Consider the following 16,970-nt stretch of genomic DNA (forward strand, 5'->3'; position numbering starts at 1 on the left):
TTGATGCTGGGGGGCCTGAGCCAGCGGGTGTCGGGCGTGTCCGCGGGCCCGGCTTAAAAGCACCCCTTCTGGTGGTGGGGGGGGGGGGGCACCCAGGGCCCCCCCCCCGTCCGGTACGCCGTGGTGGTCAAGCTCGTCCGCACCTTGATGATCATCCCGGTCGTGCTGGTCCTGTCCGCCCTGACCACCCGCCGGCGTTCGGGTCTGCGGGCGGCGGTTTCCCTCGTGCCGTGGTTCCTGGTCGCGTTCCTGGCGATGGCCGGGCTGCACACCGCGGGGCTGATTCCGGCCGACGCGCAGGGGTTCCTGCACCACGTGGCGTTGCTGTTCATCGCGGTCGCGCTGGCCGCGGTCGGCCTGTCGACGGACGTGGCCGCCCTGCGCCGGGCGGGCGCCCGGCCGTTGCTGCTGGGCCTGATCCTCTGGATCGCGGTCAGCGTGACCAGCCTGTCGCTGCAGTACCTCCTCGGTCACGGTGCCTGACCGCCCCCGTGGCGCCGCGACCTCCTCGGTCACGGTGCCTGATCTCCCTGCGGTGGCGCGTGACAGACTGCGGGGGATGCCACTGCCGCCCTGGATAAGCGACCTGCCGGCACTCGACCTGCTGGTCTCGGTCGCCGAGACGGGCAGCGTCGGCCGGGCCGCCCAGGTGCACGGCATCACCCAGCCCAGTGCCAGCGCGCGCCTGGCCAAGCTCGAGCGGCGCCTGGGCGTACCGCTGCTGGTGCGCTCCCGGCGCGGAAGCCTCCTCACCCCGGCCGGCGAGGCCGTGGTCGCCTGGTCGCACGGCGTCCTCGACGCCGCCCAGACCCTCGCCGACGGCGTCCTGGCCCTCCGCGCCGACCGCCAGGCCCGGCTCCGCATCGCGGCCAGCCTGACCGTGGCCGAATACCTGCTGCCGGCGTGGCTCCTGGCCCTGCGCCGGCCCCATCCCGACCTGGACATCGCGGCGGCGGTCGCCAACAGCCACGGGGTGATCGCGGCTGTCCGCGCGGGCGATGCCGACCTGGGCTTCGTCGAGTCCCCGGACATCCCGCCCGACCTGGGCTTCCGGGCGGTCGGCACCGATCGTCTGGCCCTGGTCGTCGCCGCCGGTTACCCGTTGGCCGCCCACGCCTGGCGCCCGCTGCGCGTCACCGACCTGGCCGACCAGCCGCTGTTGCTGCGCGAGCCGGGCTCCGGCACCCGGGACACCTTCCTGAAGGCGCTGGAACTGGCGCTGGGCTTCGCCCCGTCGCTGCCCCACGCGATCAGCCTCGGCTCGACGACGACGATCCTCTCGACGGTCCGGGCCGGAGGTGGCGTGGGGGTGATCAGCGCCCGGGCGGCCGCGTCGGCCGTCGCGGCGGGGGAGCTGGTCGAGCTGCGGGTCGAGGGGCTGCCGCTGACGCGACCGTTGCACGCCCTCTGGCTGGGCCGCACGCCGACGGCCCTGGCCGCCGAGCTGCTCTCCATCGCCGCCGGCTGATCCCCGGATCCTTCGAGGACGCCCAGCGATGATCACGCTACCGATCCTTTAGCCGGGCCGGACATCATCACCGTCAAACGACGACGGAGGTTTCCGATGAAGGTGGACGGAAGCTGGGCCCTGGTGATCGACAGCCCGATGGGCAAACAGAAGGTGATCATCACGCTCAAGGAGGAAGCCGGACAGCTCACCGGCACGCTGCTGAGCAAGAGCAACAAGATGACCACCGACCTCTTCGACGGTGGGGTCGTCGGCGGTGAGCTGACCTGGAAGGCCGAGCTCCAGCTGATGGACGTCACGCTGACGTTCAACACGGCGGTCGAGGACGACGTGATGTCCGGAAAGGTGAACGCCGATCTCTTCGGCAACTTCAATCTTTCGGGTCACCGGGTGTGAGGCTCCCGCGCCCCTCCTGAGGTCTCACCGTTCTCCCAGAAACTCTCCCGGACAATCCAGGTAGCCCGGCGACCCTCGGCCCATGGAATATGTGCGCGGGATGTTTCGAGGAGCGGTGGCCACAATCGCCGCGTTCGCCGTCATGGGTCTCCTGGCGGCCGGGGCGCTGGCCGCGCTGGGCGCGCCGGTGAACTGGCCGTTCATCGCGACCGCGGTGGCCGCCGCGCTGGGCGGCCCGGCCTCGCTGACCGGATCGCTTGCCACCGGCCGCGTGACCGCCTCGGTGCACGGCACCGTCGGCGTGCTGCCGCTGGGCCTGGCCGTGCCGGCCGCGGTGGTGTTCTGCGTCGTGCTGGCCGGATCGGCGCGGACCCCGGTGCGCGCCGTCGCGGTGCGCGCGGCCGGCGCCGCGGTCACCACCACCGCCGTGCTCGTCGCCGTGCTGGCGGCCGGGGACGGCACGCTACGAATCGCCCTGCCGGCCGGGAAGACCCTGCTCGCGGTCCGCCCGGACGCCGGCGCCACCGTGCTCGGCGCAGTTTTCGCCTTCGTGCTGCTGGCCGGATTCTGCGCGTTGCTCGCGCTCGTGCCGCACGGGCGGATCGTGGCCGGCATCGCGCTGCTCGGCACGATCGTGCCGACGGTCATCGCCCTGGTGGCGGCGCTGGTCGCCGCCGGTCACCGGCCGGCGGTCGCGGGCGTGGCCCTGCTCTTCGGGGTGAACGCGGTGCTGGTCGCCGTGCTCTCCGGCTTCGGCGCGGCGCCGCCCGCCCTGACCGGGCCGATGACGACCCGCCTGCACGACAGCGCGGGCGGCCAGGCATGGCTGCTCGGCGACTCGGCCGGCCCGGTCGCGGTGCGGCTGGGCGCCCTGGCCGCGTTCATCCTGCTCGGCGCCGCGGTCCTGGCCATGGTGCCGCCGGGCGCGGGCGGCGACCGATGGCGGCGGGCCGGCCGGCGGGCCGCGGTCGCCGGCGCCACGCTGGCGGCGGTGCTGGCCGGGATGTCGGCCGCCGGGGGTGGTTCGCTGGAGCTCGGCCTGGCGGTCCTGTTCTTCAACGCCCCGGTGCTCGGTCTGCACGTGGCGCCGGCCGTCGGGTGGGCCCTGCTCGCCGGGGCGCTCAGTGGTGGCCTCGCCGGGCTCGTCGGTAGCCTGGTGGCCGACGCGCGGGCGCGCGGCTTGTCCCGTTCTCCGGTCGAGCCGACACTCCCCGCGTGGGATGAGGCGAGCGAGCGGGGGTGACGCGGTGCAGCCGGCCCCGGTCTGGGAGACGCCGCCGCGGCTCCTGGTGGTCGACGACGAGGACACCGTACGCGGACTGCTCGCCGACGCCCTGCGGTTCGTCGGTTTCACCGTCACCGCGGTCGGCACCGGCGCCGAGGCGCTGGCCGCGGTCCGGCAGGACCCGCCCGACCTGATCGTGCTCGACGTGATGCTGCCCGGCATGGACGGCTATGCGGTCGTCCGCGAGCTGCGCCGGGCCGCCCGCGGCGAGCGACCGGTTCCGGTGTTGTTCCTGAGCGCCCGCGACGCCCCCGAGGACAAGGTGAACGGCCTGACCCTGGGCGGCGACGACTATGTCACCAAGCCGTTCCACCTGCCCGAGCTGATCGCGCGCATCCAGGCCGTGCTGCGCCGCGCCACCGGCGTGCCGGCCGAGGGGGTCCTCGTGGTCGCCGACCTGACCCTGGATCCGGCTGCCCGCGAGGTGACCCGGGCGGGCCGGCCGGTCCGGCTGTCGCCGACCGAGTTCAAGCTGCTGCGCTACCTCATGACGCACGCCGGCCACGTGGTGCCGCGGCCGCGGATCCTCGAGGAGGTGTGGCACTATGACTTCGCCGGGGACACGAGCATCGTCGACACGTACGTCAGCTATCTGCGCCGCAAGCTGGACGCCGCCGAACCGAAGCTGATCCACACCGTGCACGGCGTCGGCTACCTGCTGCGCGCACCCCGGCGATGAACCGGCTCGTGCCCCGCTCGCTGCGGGCCCGGCTGCTCCTGCTGACGGCGGTGCTGCTGGTGGCCGGCATCGTGGTGAGCGACGCCGTGGTCACGGCGGCCCTGAGCGGCCGCCTGGTCGCCCGGGTCGACCGTCAGCTGCAGCCGATCGCGCTGGCGATGTCGGTGCTGGACCCGGCTCTGCTCGACCAGGCGACCGACGCCCGCACGCGGAACCTGACCGGAGCGCTCGACCTGATCAGCGAGCTCGCGGTGGCGTACCTGGGGCCGGACGGAAAGGTCGTGCGCAGCGCCGCGGCCGGCGCCGGCCGCGGGGCGACCCCGCCCCGGTTCGAGGCGTCGCTGATGCACGCCGATCCGGAGGTGCCCCGGGTGATCCGGGGCGCCGACGGTTCGAAGTGGCGGGCCGTCGTCCGGCCGCGGCCCGGCCGGGGCGGGGTGGTGGTCGTGGCCGCGTCGCTCGCCGACGTCGATGCCACCATCGGGCAGCTGCGCCTGATCTGCCTGGCCACCGGCCTGATCGTGGTCGTGGTGCTGACCGCCGTGGGCTGGCTCGCGATCCGGGCCGGGCTGCGGCCGCTGCACACGATCGAGGCGACCGCCAACGCGATCGCGGGCGGCGACCTGGCCCACCGCATCCCCGATCCGGGGCCGCCGAACACCGAGGTCGCCCGCCTGACCACGGCTCTCAACGGCATGCTGGCGCAGATCGAACGCTCGTTCGCGGCCCGCGCCGCCTCGGAGGAGCGGATGCGGCGTTTCGTGGCCGACGCCAGCCACGAGCTGCGCACGCCGCTCTCCGGGATCAAGGGCTCGGCTGAACTGCACCTGATGGGGGCCGCCGAACCGGACGACGTGCACCGGGCGATGCGCCGCATCGACACCGAGGCCGCCCGGCTCACCGCGCTGGTCGAAGACCTGTTGCTGCTGGCCCGCCTGGACGAGTCCGCGGCCGGCCCGGTGGTGGATCCGGCTCCGATGGACCTGCGGACCCTGGCCGCGGACGCCCGGCACGACCTGCACGCGCTCGACCCGGATCGCCCGGTCCGGCTCACCGGTCCGGCCGGCGCGGACGGCGGGTTCCCGCCCGTCCCGGCCGAGGCCCTGGTGCTGGGCGACGAGGACCGGTTACGCCAGGTGGTGGTCAACCTGGTCGGCAACGTGCACGCGCACACCCCGGTCACCGCCGGGGTGCGGATCGGTGTGGGGCGGGTCGGCGACGAGGCGGTGCTCGAGGTCGCCGACAGTGGGCCGGGCCTGACCGGCGAACAGGCCGAGCGGGTGTTCGAGCGCTTCTATCGGGCCGACGGTTCGCGGTCCCGCGGCGCGGGGCGGGGCGCCGGGCTCGGCCTGGCGATCGCCCGCTCGCTGGTCACGGCGCACGGCGGACGGGTCGAGCTGCGCCCGACCCCGGGCGGCGGCGCCACCTTCCGGCTCTGCCTGCCCTGGGCGGCCGAGGCCGGAAAACTCACAGAACCCTCCCAGAATCCCGGACGGAACGGTAGCCGGTGACGCTGGGCGTCCAACGGCCGGTCGAGCTCTGGCCGTACGCGTCGGTGATCCGGTAGCGGACGGCGGGCACCGGGCCGCTGAAGCCGCGGTGCGGAGTGAAGATCAGGAAGCCCTCGGCCGTGATCAGGGTGGGGTCCATCGGCCGTCCCGGGACGGTGGCGATGCCCGAGATCGCGGCGGCGGAGAAGTCGCCTTCCGGCCGCGTCAGGTCCTGCCCGTCGACATACCCGTGGCTCCCGCCGGGCGGCAGCGGAAACCCGACCTGCTGGGGGGCTCGCGCCGGCCCGGCCGAGGTGAGGTCGGGCGTCCGTGGCGGCGGGGGAAGGGTGACGGTCGCGGTGTAGGTGCCGGTCCGGCTCTGCCCGCCCGGCCCACTGAGGCGGATCGTCACCGGCCGGGCGGTGCCGAGGTAGCCGGTGTTCGGAGTGAAGGTGACCTCGGTCGGGGAGTCCTGGCTGTAGAAGCCCTGCGGCACCAGCACGGTGTCGGCGTATTCCGGCGCCCGTCCGTCCAGCGTCAGCCGCCAGCCGGCCGGCACGGCGACGGCGACGGTCTGTTTCCGCAGCCCGGCCGCGCTCGACCGCAACGGCGGCAGGGGAGAGACGGCGGCCTCCGCGGAGGCGGGCGTGAGGACCGCCCCCGCCAGCACGGCGACCACGACGAGACACCGAGAAACGAACATATCGGGATAATATGCCCGCGGTGGTCCCGGTGGGCGGCCAGGGCCACCCACCGGAAACATCAACTGACTCCGGGATTCGGCCAGCTCAGGGCCGCACCGCCTGAGCGTGGAAGAACTGCGTGCCGTACGGAATGTCCTTGGGCGTGTACGCGATGCGGCCCGCACACAGCCCGCGCGCGGCCAGATCGCTCGCGATCATCGGCACGGCGGCGATGGTCGCGGGCGGCCAGTCGTGCATCAGGATGATGCCGCCCGGCTGCAGGGTGTGCGCGGCCGCCGCGATCTGCTCGGCGGTGGCGCCGTTCCAGTCCTGCGAGTCGACGGTCCACAGCACCTCCAGCACCCCGATCCGGCTCTCATCGGCCCGGACCTGGTCGTCGGTCTCGCCGAACGGCGGCCGGAACAGGGTCGGCTCCCGGCCGGTGACGTCGCGCAGCACCCACTGCGTGCTCGCGATCTCCTGGAAGGCCGCCGGCTCGCCGATCTGCGTGAGATGCGGATGGGTGTAGGTGTGGTTGCCCACCCACATCCCGGCACGCAACTCCTCGCGCACCAGCTGCGGCCGGTCGAGAGAGTTGTTGCCCTGATCGAAGAAGGTGGCGCGCAGGTGGTTGGCGCGCAGCGCGGCGAGCAGCTGATCGGTGGTCGCGCTCGGCCCGTCGTCGTAGGTGAGGCCGACATAGCCGTTGCGGCAGGGCTTGTCGTGGGACGACTTGTCGTGGGACGAGGCAGCGGTCTGGGCACGCGAGGCGCCGGCGAACCCGAAGACGGCGAGCGTGGATGCCGCGAGCAGTGCGGTGAGCCGGAAACGAAGACGGTGGACGGTCATGGCTCCTCCTCTGTCGAGCGAATGTTTCGGAACTGTCGAGGGAGCAATTCCCTTGCAGGCTAAGTATCCAAGCGACCAGCGTCAATCAATTCTCCGAAACTACCGAACTGCTTTTCGCAACTTCCAGTCCGACCGGAGCCGGTACGCTTCCGGCTCGGGCCGTTCCGCCAGTCCCTGCCATCCGATCGAGGCACTGTGGACCCGGATGCAAGTCGACTAGGTTCCGGTGATGCATCCAACCGCGTGGTTCTGGTCGATCGGCGGCACGGCCGTGGCCAGCCTGGGCGGCGGAATCTTCGCCTACCTGCGCCGACGTTATTCGAAGTCGGTCGGCAAGGAGCTCCAGCCGTTCGGCTCCTATGTGGGGAGCAGCCTCGCGCTCATCGCGGCGAGTTGGATGCGACCGCGGCTCGCCGGCCTCTTCGGAGTGCGGCCGTTCGCCGACGTCACGCTGACCGGGTTGACCAGCCGCATGCCCATCCCTTCCCGGGGTCGCTCGGAGGTGGACATCGATCAGGCCTATATCCGGCTGGGCCTGTCGTCCTCGCCGGATCGCCGGATCGCCGACACGTCCCTGCTGACGGCCGAGGGCAGCGTGCTGATTTTCGGCGAGCCCGGTTCGGGCAAGTCGTCCCTCACACGGAAGCTGCAGCGCGAAGGGCTCCAACAGGCGTTCCTGGAGCCGTACGGCAGCCGGCTTCCCTTCCGCTTCGAAATGGGAAGACTTCCCTGGAACGAGTTGCCCGGCACGTCCGAGGCGCGAGTGAAGTGGATGCGAGATCTCATGGTCGAGGCGGTTGCCCGGGTCAAACGAGTAAACCGGCCGCAGTTCGTGTTCCAGGCTTTCGCCGAACAGTCCGGCCTCATGATGTTCCTGGACGGCCTCGACGAGGTTCCATCGGACAAGATCGAGTCGGTGGAGTCGTTCCTTTCCGAGGTGGTTCAGGCGTTCCTGCACGAGTCGCCGCACACACTGGTGGTCGTCACTGCTCGCACGCGGATGCGGAGCGTGCTCAGCCGGTCGTTCGTCGACCAGTTCGGTCAGGTTCTGACGGTGACGCCGTTCACGCCGGCCGACGTCTTCGCCTTTCTGCTGCGGTGGGACTTCGCGCCCGAGCGGCGGTACGCCGATGTCCAGCGGATCTTCGAGCACATCCAGAACCACGTGACCTTGGCCGACATGTGCACCAATCCACTGGTCCTCGCCATGTACGTCGCGGAGGACGAGCGGCACACAGGGACGACCGGATCGGCAGTTCGCCTGGCCGACACCCGGGCCAAGTTCTACGACGAGGTGGTGAGCGAGCTCCTGTATTTCCGCCGAGAGGACCAACAGGCTCAGGAGCGGTCGGCGAACACACAGGTGCTGTTCGACCGTCAGGAACTGCTCGGGCGGATTGCGCTCGATCACCTTGCCGAGTCCGACGACCCGGCCAACTTGGTGTCACTCGACCGCGCGACTCGGATCGCACAGGACTATTGGGGAACAGATCAGCCGCGCCAGGCCGCGACGCGCCTCACGGAGCTCGCGGTCGGCACGGGCCTGGTGACGGTGCAGGTGCGAGACGTGTCGCTCCAGTTCATCCACCTCAGCATCGCTGAATATCTTGCCGGAAAGGAACTTTCCGAACGGAGTCACAAGCAGCTACGCAAGGTGCTGAGTCGCGCCGCCCGGGATCCCATCGCCGGGCGCCGACTCTGGGAAACCGTCATCTTCGCGGTCTCCCTCAGCAATCGAGACGTGCGCGATCAAGCGCTGGAACAGCTGATCGACGAGCGGGCGCCGGCCGAACTGATCATGCGAATGGTCCGGGAGGTACGGGCCTACGATCGTCCCGCGTTCGCGCAGGCCCTCGATGCGGCCGGCGTCGGCCTCTCCGGACGGGCCGCCGCGGATTGGGACGAAGAATGGCTTGACCAGCTGCGCCTGTTGGCCTCGTGCCTGCGAGACGCACATCTGGTCGCGGAACGGCCGGCGCCGGCGTCGGTGCCGACCGTCGCGGAGTGGCTGGGCCGGTTGATCGGAACGGACGGCGAGCGTTTTGATCGGGTCTTCGGCCTCTACCTCACCGTGAGCACCTCCGAGGCGCTGCGTCTTGCCGACGAGTTCGGCGTGCAGGGCAGGTTGCTCGCGGACCGCGAGCGGATGATCTCGGCGCTGGAGCACCCCGATGTGGTGGTGCTGGCGCTTCGAAGGATTGCCGCCGACCCGGCCGGCTCGGTGGCCTGGATCGACCTGTTGGCGGAGGCGGCGCTGCGGTTTGCGCTCGTCACCCAGATGCTGATGGACGAGAAACACGTCCCTCGACAGCTGGCCGTGATGGCCGACCGGGTCAGCCGGCAGCACGCCTGGCACCGATTCGGGCCGGCCGCCGGGACCTTCTACGGTGCCGTCCTGGCCGTCGGTGCGGACAGGGCTTGGCCGGCCCGTCCCGAAGAGGAGCCACGTCTGGCCGGCCGCGTGGACATTCTGGCTCAGGTCACGGCCGGCCACGGCAAATTGCGGGTGCCTGACGTCACCGCGCTGGTTATGCGGCACGCGATGGGTGCAACGGACGTCAGAATGGCCCTCTCCATACTGGAAATAGCCAAGGAGGCCAGTTTCAGTCGGCAGGCGGTCAACAAGCTGCTGAATCTGGACCCATCCATACCCATCCGAAGGTGGATCATCGTTGCGACACGATTTTCCGACGGCGTGGTGCGGCTGTATGTAGATGGAGCATCCGAGATGCTGATTCCTCATCTCCGGTCGGCCCGGATTCAACGGGCAATCCTCGCCCGCCGCAGTTACATGTGTGGCGCCGACGGTCGGGAACTGCTGGAAGGGCTGAATTTTTCGGTGTCCTACCTCGTTGATCACAGCCCGCTTCAGCAGGCCTCCGCACTCTCTGAGCACCCCGGCACTCTCTGGTGCGTGCCATTGCCGCGGCCGAGGGGCTTCCGCATGTTTCCGCCCCGGAAGGCCCGGGCGCTCCCGGAGGCCCCGATCAACGGCGGGCATGATCGCGGAGAGGTGCGGGCCGAGGGCGGCGGTACGGCATGATCGGCGTATGACTGAGATTCCCGCGGCCGTCCAGCGGATGGTCGACGCCACCAACGCCGGCGACTCCGACGCGTTCGTGGCCGCTTTCACCGACGACGCCTACCTCGAGGACTGGGGGCGCAAGTTCCACGGCCACGACGGTGTGCGCTCGTGGGACTCGACCGACAACATCGGCAAGCACGCGCACTTCGAGGCCCGCGGGGCGCGCCCGGACGCCGGCGACTGGATCGTCACCCTGCACGTCACCGGCGGCGGTTTCAACGGGACGAGCGACATCCGGTTCCGCGTCGCCGGCGACCGCATCTCCCGCATGGTGATCACGCCCTAGGTTCCTGGACCACGACCTCGAAGCTGCCGCCCAGCGACGCGGCCGAGCTTCCGCCCACCCACACGTCGAAGGTGGACGATTCGAGCACCCAGTCGCCGCCCAGCCAGTAGCGCCGCTGTGCGGGCCCGATCGAGAACGAGACGCGCCGGGAGCCGCCGGCCGGCACGGTCACCCGCTGGAAGCCCTTGAGCTCGCGCGCCGGCCGGGCCGCCGACCCGTGCCGCTGGTGGAGATAGAGCTGGACCACCTCGTCGGCCGCAACCGGGCCCGAATTGTCCACCGAGACCGAGACGTCGACGACGCCATCGACCACCGGCCCGACAACCAGGTCGGAGAACGAGAACCGCCCGTAACTCAGCCCGTGTCCGAAGGGGAACAACGGCGTCGAGGCCTCGTCCCAATACCGCCGTTCCTGGTTGTCCGGCTCGTGCGACCGGGTGTGCGAATAGACCAGAGGGATCTGCCCGACCGTCCGCGGCCACGTGAACGGCAGCTTCCCACCGGGCGAGACGGCCCCGAACACCAGATCGGCCACGGCCGCACCGCCTTGACTGCCTGGATACCAGATGTCGAGAATCGCGGGAACGTGCGCGGCCGGCCAGCGCAGGTCGAGCGGCCGCCCGTTCATCACCAGCAGCACGGTCGGCGTCCCGGTCGCCACCACGGCCTGGATCAGCTCCAACTGCGCGCCCGGCAGTTCGAGCGACGACCGCGACGCCGACTCCCCGATCATGTTCTGCCACTCGCCGGCCACCACGATCGCGACATCGGCCGCCTCCGCGTATGAAACCGCCCGCGCGAATTCGGCCGGGGCGTCGAATCCCGGCGGGTCGTTGGGCGCGTTGCCCCCGAACATGTCGAACATGGACGGAAAGGTCCGCTGCGCCACCGGGATGCCCGGTGCGTAGGTGACGCGGTCCCCGGCCACCGCGCGGATTCCGTCGAGCACGGTCACCGTCTCGTCGAGGTCGAAGTCGAACACCCACGGCCCGAGCGTGTCGCGCTTCGAGTCGGCCAGGGGGCCGAGTACCGCGATCGAGGCCGATGAGGAGAGCGGCAGCAGGTCGCCTTCGTTGCGCAGCAGCACCGCCGACCGCTGCGCCGCCTCGCGGGCCACCCGGCGGTGGTCCGGGTCGGCGAGCACCTCGCGGGCGCGTTCCTCATTGACGTACGGGTCGTCGAACAGCCCCAACCGCGCTTTCGCCTCGAGGACTTTGCGGACCCGCGCGTCGAGAAGCTCCGGGTCGACCTTGCCGGGCAGATGGGCGTACGCGGGGTCGGCGATCGCCATCTCCATGTCGACGCCCGCGGTCACCGCCCGCACCCCGGCCTCGGCGAGGTCGGGTGCGAACCCGTGGGTGACCAGATTGCGGACGGCGTTGGCGTCGCTCACCACGAACCCGTCGAACCCCCACGTCTCGCGCAGCACCTCGGTGAACAGCCACCGGTTGCCGGTCGCGGGCACCCCGTTGAGCGGCATGTACGCCGTCATCACGTTGCCCGCCCCGGCCTCGATCGCGGCCTGGAACGGCGGGAAGTAGACGTTCCAGAGTTCGTACTCGGAGAGGTTGACCTCGTCGTAGTCGCGCCCGCCGAGCGCCGCGCCGTACCCGCCGAAGTGTTTGGGCCCGGCGATGACGCCGTCCGGGCTCTGGAATCCGCGGACCTGCGCGGCCGCCACCGCCGCGCCGAGCACCGGGTCTTCGCCGGCGCCCTCGACGATGCGGCCCCAGCGCGGGTCGCGCGCGATGTCGACCATCGGCGCGAACGCCCAGTGGATGCCGACGGCCCGGGCTTCGCGGCCGGCGACCTGCTGCCCGCGTTCGACGATGCCCGGGTCCCACGTGGCGGCCATCGCGATCGGCACCGGGAAGATGGTGCGCAGCCCGTGGATGACGTCGAAGCCGAACAGCACCGGGATGCCGTGCCGGTTGCCCTCGACGGCCAGCCGCTGGAGCCGGTTGATCTCGGCCGGGTCGGTGACGAACAGCAGCGACCCCGCCGCCCCGCGACGCAGCGCATCCTCGACCGCCCGGGGCTGGGCCGAGGTGTCGAGGCCGAGCGCGGGATCGGGCTGCGCCCCGGCCGGCAGCTTGAAGTAGAAGTACTGGGTGAGCTGGCCCGCCTTCTCCTCGGCCGACATGCTCGCCAGCAGCTCGTCGACCCGCTCGGATGGGAAAGTCGTCATGACCTTCATCAGATCAGAGATCGCGGGCTGAGGGGCGGGTCGGGCGCAGCGAAGCGGCGACCACCTTCCGGTGGCCGCCGCTCGAGCCGTACGCCTTACTTGCCGTACTTGTCGAAGCTGATCGTCCAGTCGCCGAGCCCGTCGGTGAGCGGCAGCGGCTTCGGGGTGTGGTGCACGTCGACGACGTCGCCGACGATGAAGTTGTCGTAGACCCACTTGGCGTCGGTCTCGCTCAGGTTGATGCAGCCGTGCGAGATGTTGGCCGCGCCCAGCGAGTGGTTCCACGGCGCCGCGTGCAGGAACTCCCCCGAGTACGAGATGCGGGTGCACAGCTTGACGATCTCGGGCGCGTAGTAGTTGGGGTTGCTCGGGTCGGTCAGGCCGTAGCTGGCCGAGCTCATCGTGTGCGTCGCCTCTTTGGAGAGCACGACGTGCGGGCCTTCCTGCGTCCAGAAGTGGATCGACTGGCCGTTGGCGCCCTTGGTGTAGCCGCCGCGGCCGTTGCTGCACTTCATGTCGCGCACGAGCTTGCCGTCGATGTAGACCTTGGTGTGCTTGGTGTTGTTGTCGGAGACGGCCAGCAGCTGGCGCCCGATCTTGAAGTGGGTCGACCGGTTGGACGCGCCGTAGACGTTGCTGCCCAGGTTGACCCCGAACGCGTTGACGCTGACCTTGACCGTCGTGCCCTTGGCCCAGTATTTCGCCGGCCGCCAGTGCACGATCGAGTTGCTCACCCAGTGGAACTTGCCCTCGACCGACGGCGACGTCTCGACCTTGATCGTCTTTTCGGCCGCGTCCTTGTCGGTGACCGAGTGGCCGAACGCCACGATGACCGGCTGGCCCATGCCGTACGTGCCGCCGGTGTGCAGGACGCTCATCCCGTTCGCCTGGAACGTGATGCCGGCGGTGTGGGTCGGCTTCAGCGTGGTGAAGGTCGACGTCTTCTTCACCGTGGCGCCGGTGCTGTCCTGGATCGTCGCGGTGACCGTGTACTTCTTGCCGTAGGCCAGGTCGTCGGTCGACTTCCAGGTGCCCGAGTCGGTGTCGACCGTGCCGGCGATCTTCTTGCCGCCGGAGACGACGCTGCACGACTGGAGCTTGCCGCCCTCGACCGCGACCGTGACCGGCTCGGTCGGGGAAACCTTGGTGGCACCCGCCTGCGGGCTCACGGTGAAGCTGACCGGCACCGTGTCGGGCGTCTGCCAGGAGCCCGCCGCCGGCGTGGACCCGGCGGTGCCGCCGCCGCTCTTCGCCTTGTTCGACGAGGAGCAACCGGCGATCGTGAGACCGGCTGCCGCGCCGACGACGCCGACGGCGGTGGCGATGACTTTGCGTCGATGAACCATGACTCTCTCTCGACGAAGAGGTGAGGGGGTGATGCGGCCGGAGAGGACTACGACTGGCGCGCATTCTAGGGATCTTTCGCGCTCAGGTCGATGGCGCCCTCACCCCGGTCGATGGAAGCGTCATGACGCCGTTACCGCCTGTGTTGCCGGTTCAAGGTCACGTCCCTGAAGACGTGTCCGGGGCCCGATTCGTTGCCTGCCGATTGTGAGATAGCAGACTGCGGGTGAGCGAAAAGGCGGCTGGTGCGTCGTTTCTGACGTGACCGATGTTCTGGGCGATTTCCGCGCCCCCGCCGACCTCATCCGCCGCTATCACTCCACCGGCCGGTGGCGTGCTCAGGGACCGCTCGACGACCTGCGGCGATGGAGCACCGAGCAGCCCGACGCGACCGCGATCATCCAGTACCGGGACGGAGCCGAGGCGGAGCGGCTCACCTACGGGCAGTACGCCGCCCGGGTCGAGCGGTTCGCCGCCGCCCTGCGCTCGCTCGGCGTGCGGGCGGGTGACGTGGTCGCGGTCTGGCTGCCCAACTTCTGGCAGGTCAGCGCGCTGATGCTGGCCTGCGCCCGGATCGGTGCGGTGACCGCGCCGATCCTGCCGACGATCCGCACCCGCGAGCTGGAGCGGATGCTCACGCGGCTGGGCGCGAAGGTCTGCGTGACGGTCGACGAGTGGGCCGGTTTCGGTCACGCGGAGGCCCTGGGCGGGATGCCGGTCGAGCACCGCGTGGTTCTCGGCGATGCACGAGACGGGGAAATCGACTTCCGGGACTATTTCGAACGTACGCCCTGGGAAGCGACACATCGGATGGAACCGGCCGATGCGCCGGGCAACCCCGACCGGGTGGCCCTGGTTCTGTTCACCTCGGGGACCTCCGGTGAACCGAAGGGCGTACTGCACAGCTTCAACACTATTTATGCCGGAAACTCCCCGATCGCCACGGCCGAGGAGATCGGGCCCGGCGACACGATGTTCATCCCGCACGCGCTGACCTTCATCGGCGGCACGCTCTACGGCATCACGATGCCGCTGCTCACCGGGGCCACGTCGGTGCTGCTCGACCGGTGGGACGGGCCGGGCGGGCTGCGCCTGCTGCGCGAGACCGGCACGACGATCATGTTCGCGGCACCGACGTTCTTCCGTGATCTTGTCGACGAGGTACGCCGTACGGGAAAGAAGCCGGACGCCTTGCGCCTGGCTGTCACCGGAGCCACGACCGTGCCCCAGCCGATCGTGCGGGACGTGCTTGAGGCGCTCGGTGTGCCGCTGCGGGCCCTGTGGGGGATGACCGAGGTCGCCGCGCAGACATGGACCCGGGCCGGCGATCCGGCCGACTGGGGCACACGCAGCGACGGCTCGCCCGGTTCGGGGCTCGAAATCGATCTGCGGGCCGAATCCGAGGGGGAGATCGGCCCGGAGCGCCCGGCCCGGCTGTTCGTACGCGGGGCCGGGGTCACGCTGGCGACGCTCGGTCGCGACAGCGGCTCGCTGAACGTACTCGCCGAACACGACGACGGCTGGTACGACACCGGCGACCTGGCGATCCCGGACGGGCGGGGCGGCATCCGCATTCTCGGGCGGGTGGCCGACCGGATCGGTGGCGCCCTTCTCATCCCGGTCGGCGACGTCGAAGACGCGCTGCTCGGGCATCCGGCGATCGAGGACGTGGCGCTGGTCGGCTACCTGGACGAGAAGGGGTTCGAGCGGGCGGCGGCGGTCGTCGTCCCGCACGGCACGCCCCCGACCCTGGACGACCTGCGCGCCTACCTGACCGAGGCCGGCATGACCGAGTGGTACCAGCCGTCCCGGCTCGAGGTGACCGACCGGCTTCCGCGCAACTCGGCGGGCAAGGTACGGAAGGACCTGCTGCGCGACCGCGTACGCCTCGGCGCCTGATTTTCATTCATTCGGATGTTGCTCCACGATGCCGATGAGCTAGTCCGGAGCTTCGCGGCATGAGGGGTCGATCTCAGCTGGTCATGAACTTCCGCAGAAGGGAACGATCGGCGACGACGATCCCGTGTGGAGTCTTCGTGATGGCGCCGGCGTCGGCAAGTCGCGCCAGAGCTCGATTGACCGTGACCCGGCTCATGCCCAGCATCAGCCCCACCAGCTCCTGCGACTCGTGCCAGGCGACCGGCCGTTCGGAGTGCTGCTCCTGTGAGCCGTGCCGGGCGACCGGCCGTTCAGAGTGCTGCTCCTGCGAGCCGTGCCGGGCGGCCGGCCGGTCAGGGTGTTGCTCGTCGAGCCAGGTGGCGATCCGGGCCAGGGCCGGCAACATGCCGGCCCGGGCGAGCCTGAGCCGGGCGCTCATCGCGTCGCGGGCAAGCTGGGTGAGCACATGCTCACGCACTGCCCGCTCGCCCTCCAACAGGCGCAGGAAGTCAGCGACGGGCAGCAACCGCACAAAGACATCGGTAACTGCTATCAGAGCCGACGGGGACGGTGTCCCGATCAGCACCGCGGCCTTGTCCGCTATCGCCGGGGCGATCCACTGCTCCGGCCACATCCGCGCCCCCGCGAAGCTGCTGTGGGTGGCCGCGAGCTTTCCCGACAACAGGAAGACGACGTCACGAGCGATGCTGTCGGCCGGGCGCAGCACTGCGCCGGAAGCAAAATGGATCGGGCGCGTTCGATCGGCCAGGCGCTGAGACGCCGTCGGGGCGAGCGTTCGCAACGCCGGGATGGACTCCAAGGACGTCATGTATCAACTGATACAGCGCCTCCCGGTGGAGCGCCCGTAGCCTGCCCGCATGTGGATCATCGAACTGAGCCTCGCTCCCACACCCGGACGCCTGGCCGCGCGGCCGGCGCACCGACGTCGTCTGACCGATCTGCACAACGACAGGGTCGTCCGGATGGCAGGGCCGCTCGACGGCGAGACAGGGGCGATAATCATCGTCGATGTCCCTGATCGCCCTGCCGTCGATGCGATCATCACCGACGATCCGTACTTCACAACCGATGGCGTCACAGTCGTCGACGTCCGGGAATGGCATCCCTTCCTGGATTAGCCTCGGCGCCTTCGATTCGACCACCAGCGCGCGACGGGCGCACCCACAGTTATTTGGAGTGATCCTTTTGCGGCACCGATTGGCATGATCGACACCTGACATTTCGTAACTGGATAGGTGCCTGAGGTGCCTGAAGATTCGGATGTGTATTCCGGTCAACTGGTGGCGGGTATCCAGGGGTTGCCGGTGACAGCGCGGGT

Annotated in this window: 15 protein-coding genes; 10 read left to right on the forward strand and 5 right to left on the reverse strand. The window is 70.3% G+C overall.

Annotation, left to right across the window (positions count from 1 at the left end; genetic code table 11):
* Positions 1–123: 123 nt before the first annotated feature.
* The 6 genes from AB0M88_RS49300 to AB0M88_RS49325 all read left to right on the forward strand — a co-directional run bounded on the left by AB0M88_RS49300 (position 124) and on the right by AB0M88_RS49325 (position 5,339).
* Positions 124–483, forward strand: a complete 360-nt coding sequence (locus AB0M88_RS49300; protein WP_364114554.1) for a putative sulfate exporter family transporter — start codon at positions 124–126, stop codon at positions 481–483.
* Positions 484–559: 76 nt separating this feature from the next.
* Complete coding sequence (locus tag AB0M88_RS49305; protein WP_364114556.1) at positions 560–1,468, forward strand: LysR family transcriptional regulator; 909 nt, start codon at positions 560–562, stop codon at positions 1,466–1,468.
* A 96-nt stretch (positions 1,469–1,564) separates the two neighbouring features.
* Positions 1,565–1,864 (forward strand): hypothetical protein, encoded by a 300-nt coding sequence (locus tag AB0M88_RS49310; protein WP_364114558.1) that lies wholly within the window; start codon positions 1,565–1,567, stop codon positions 1,862–1,864.
* Positions 1,865–1,979: 115 nt separating this feature from the next.
* Positions 1,980–3,107 (forward strand): hypothetical protein, encoded by a 1,128-nt coding sequence (locus AB0M88_RS49315; RefSeq protein WP_364114560.1) that lies wholly within the window; start codon positions 1,980–1,982, stop codon positions 3,105–3,107.
* On the forward strand, positions 3,085–3,828 hold the full coding sequence (locus tag AB0M88_RS49320; RefSeq protein ID WP_364114562.1) for a response regulator transcription factor: 744 nt from the start codon (positions 3,085–3,087) through the stop codon (positions 3,826–3,828). Before AB0M88_RS49315 ends, AB0M88_RS49320 begins: the two co-directional genes overlap by 23 nt.
* The gene (locus AB0M88_RS49325) at positions 3,825–5,339 is read left to right on the forward strand and encodes a HAMP domain-containing sensor histidine kinase (RefSeq protein WP_364114564.1); all 1,515 of its coding nucleotides are present in this window, start codon (positions 3,825–3,827) and stop codon (positions 5,337–5,339) included. Before AB0M88_RS49320 ends, AB0M88_RS49325 begins: the two co-directional genes overlap by 4 nt.
* Here AB0M88_RS49325 and AB0M88_RS49330 read toward each other — a convergent pair.
* A complete protein-coding gene (locus AB0M88_RS49330; RefSeq protein ID WP_364114566.1) occupies positions 5,296–6,021 on the reverse strand; it encodes a hypothetical protein in 726 nt (241 codons plus the stop codon). The genes AB0M88_RS49325 and AB0M88_RS49330 overlap by 44 nt on opposite strands.
* An 85-nt stretch (positions 6,022–6,106) precedes the next feature.
* On the reverse strand, positions 6,107–6,850 hold the full coding sequence (locus AB0M88_RS49335) for a polysaccharide deacetylase family protein (protein ID WP_364114568.1): 744 nt from the start codon (positions 6,848–6,850) through the stop codon (positions 6,107–6,109).
* Positions 6,851–7,079: 229 nt separating this feature from the next.
* Here AB0M88_RS49335 and AB0M88_RS49340 point away from each other — a divergent pair, with 229 nt between their 5' ends.
* Positions 7,080–9,893 carry an NACHT domain-containing protein gene (locus AB0M88_RS49340; RefSeq protein WP_364114570.1) on the forward strand — a complete coding sequence of 938 codons (2,814 nt, stop codon included), beginning with the start codon at positions 7,080–7,082 and terminating at the stop codon, positions 9,891–9,893.
* Positions 9,894–9,900: 7 nt separating this feature from the next.
* The gene (locus AB0M88_RS49345) at positions 9,901–10,221 is read left to right on the forward strand and encodes a nuclear transport factor 2 family protein (RefSeq protein ID WP_364114572.1); all 321 of its coding nucleotides are present in this window, start codon (positions 9,901–9,903) and stop codon (positions 10,219–10,221) included.
* On the opposite strand, the gene AB0M88_RS49350 is transcribed toward AB0M88_RS49345, so the two are convergent.
* Both AB0M88_RS49350 and AB0M88_RS49355 read right to left on the reverse strand, forming a co-directional pair.
* Positions 10,211–12,409 (reverse strand): glycoside hydrolase family 3 N-terminal domain-containing protein, encoded by a 2,199-nt coding sequence (locus tag AB0M88_RS49350; protein WP_364114574.1) that lies wholly within the window; start codon positions 12,407–12,409, stop codon positions 10,211–10,213. The two genes, AB0M88_RS49345 and AB0M88_RS49350, sit on opposite strands and share 11 nt — an antisense overlap.
* Before the next feature lie 95 nt (positions 12,410–12,504).
* A complete protein-coding gene (locus AB0M88_RS49355; RefSeq protein ID WP_364114576.1) occupies positions 12,505–13,755 on the reverse strand; it encodes an Ig-like domain-containing protein in 1,251 nt (416 codons plus the stop codon).
* A gap of 259 nt (positions 13,756–14,014) precedes the next feature.
* Here AB0M88_RS49355 and AB0M88_RS49360 point away from each other — a divergent pair, with 259 nt between their 5' ends.
* Positions 14,015–15,652, forward strand: coding sequence for an AMP-binding protein (locus AB0M88_RS49360; RefSeq protein WP_364114578.1), 1,638 nt, complete (start codon positions 14,015–14,017; stop codon positions 15,650–15,652).
* A gap of 73 nt (positions 15,653–15,725) precedes the next feature.
* Here AB0M88_RS49360 and AB0M88_RS49365 read toward each other — a convergent pair whose 3' ends face one another.
* Positions 15,726–16,460, reverse strand: coding sequence for a Crp/Fnr family transcriptional regulator (locus tag AB0M88_RS49365; RefSeq protein ID WP_364114580.1), 735 nt, complete (start codon positions 16,458–16,460; stop codon positions 15,726–15,728).
* Between the two features lie 49 nt (positions 16,461–16,509).
* Between AB0M88_RS49365 and AB0M88_RS49370 the strand changes: the two genes are divergently transcribed.
* A complete protein-coding gene (locus AB0M88_RS49370) occupies positions 16,510–16,770 on the forward strand; it encodes a YciI family protein (RefSeq protein ID WP_364114582.1) in 261 nt (86 codons plus the stop codon).
* The last annotated feature ends 200 nt before the right edge of the window (positions 16,771–16,970 follow it).

Origin of the sequence: Actinoplanes sp. NPDC051411 (genome assembly GCF_040682075.1) — a bacterium.
Classification (GTDB): Bacteria; Actinomycetota; Actinomycetes; order Mycobacteriales; family Micromonosporaceae; genus Actinoplanes.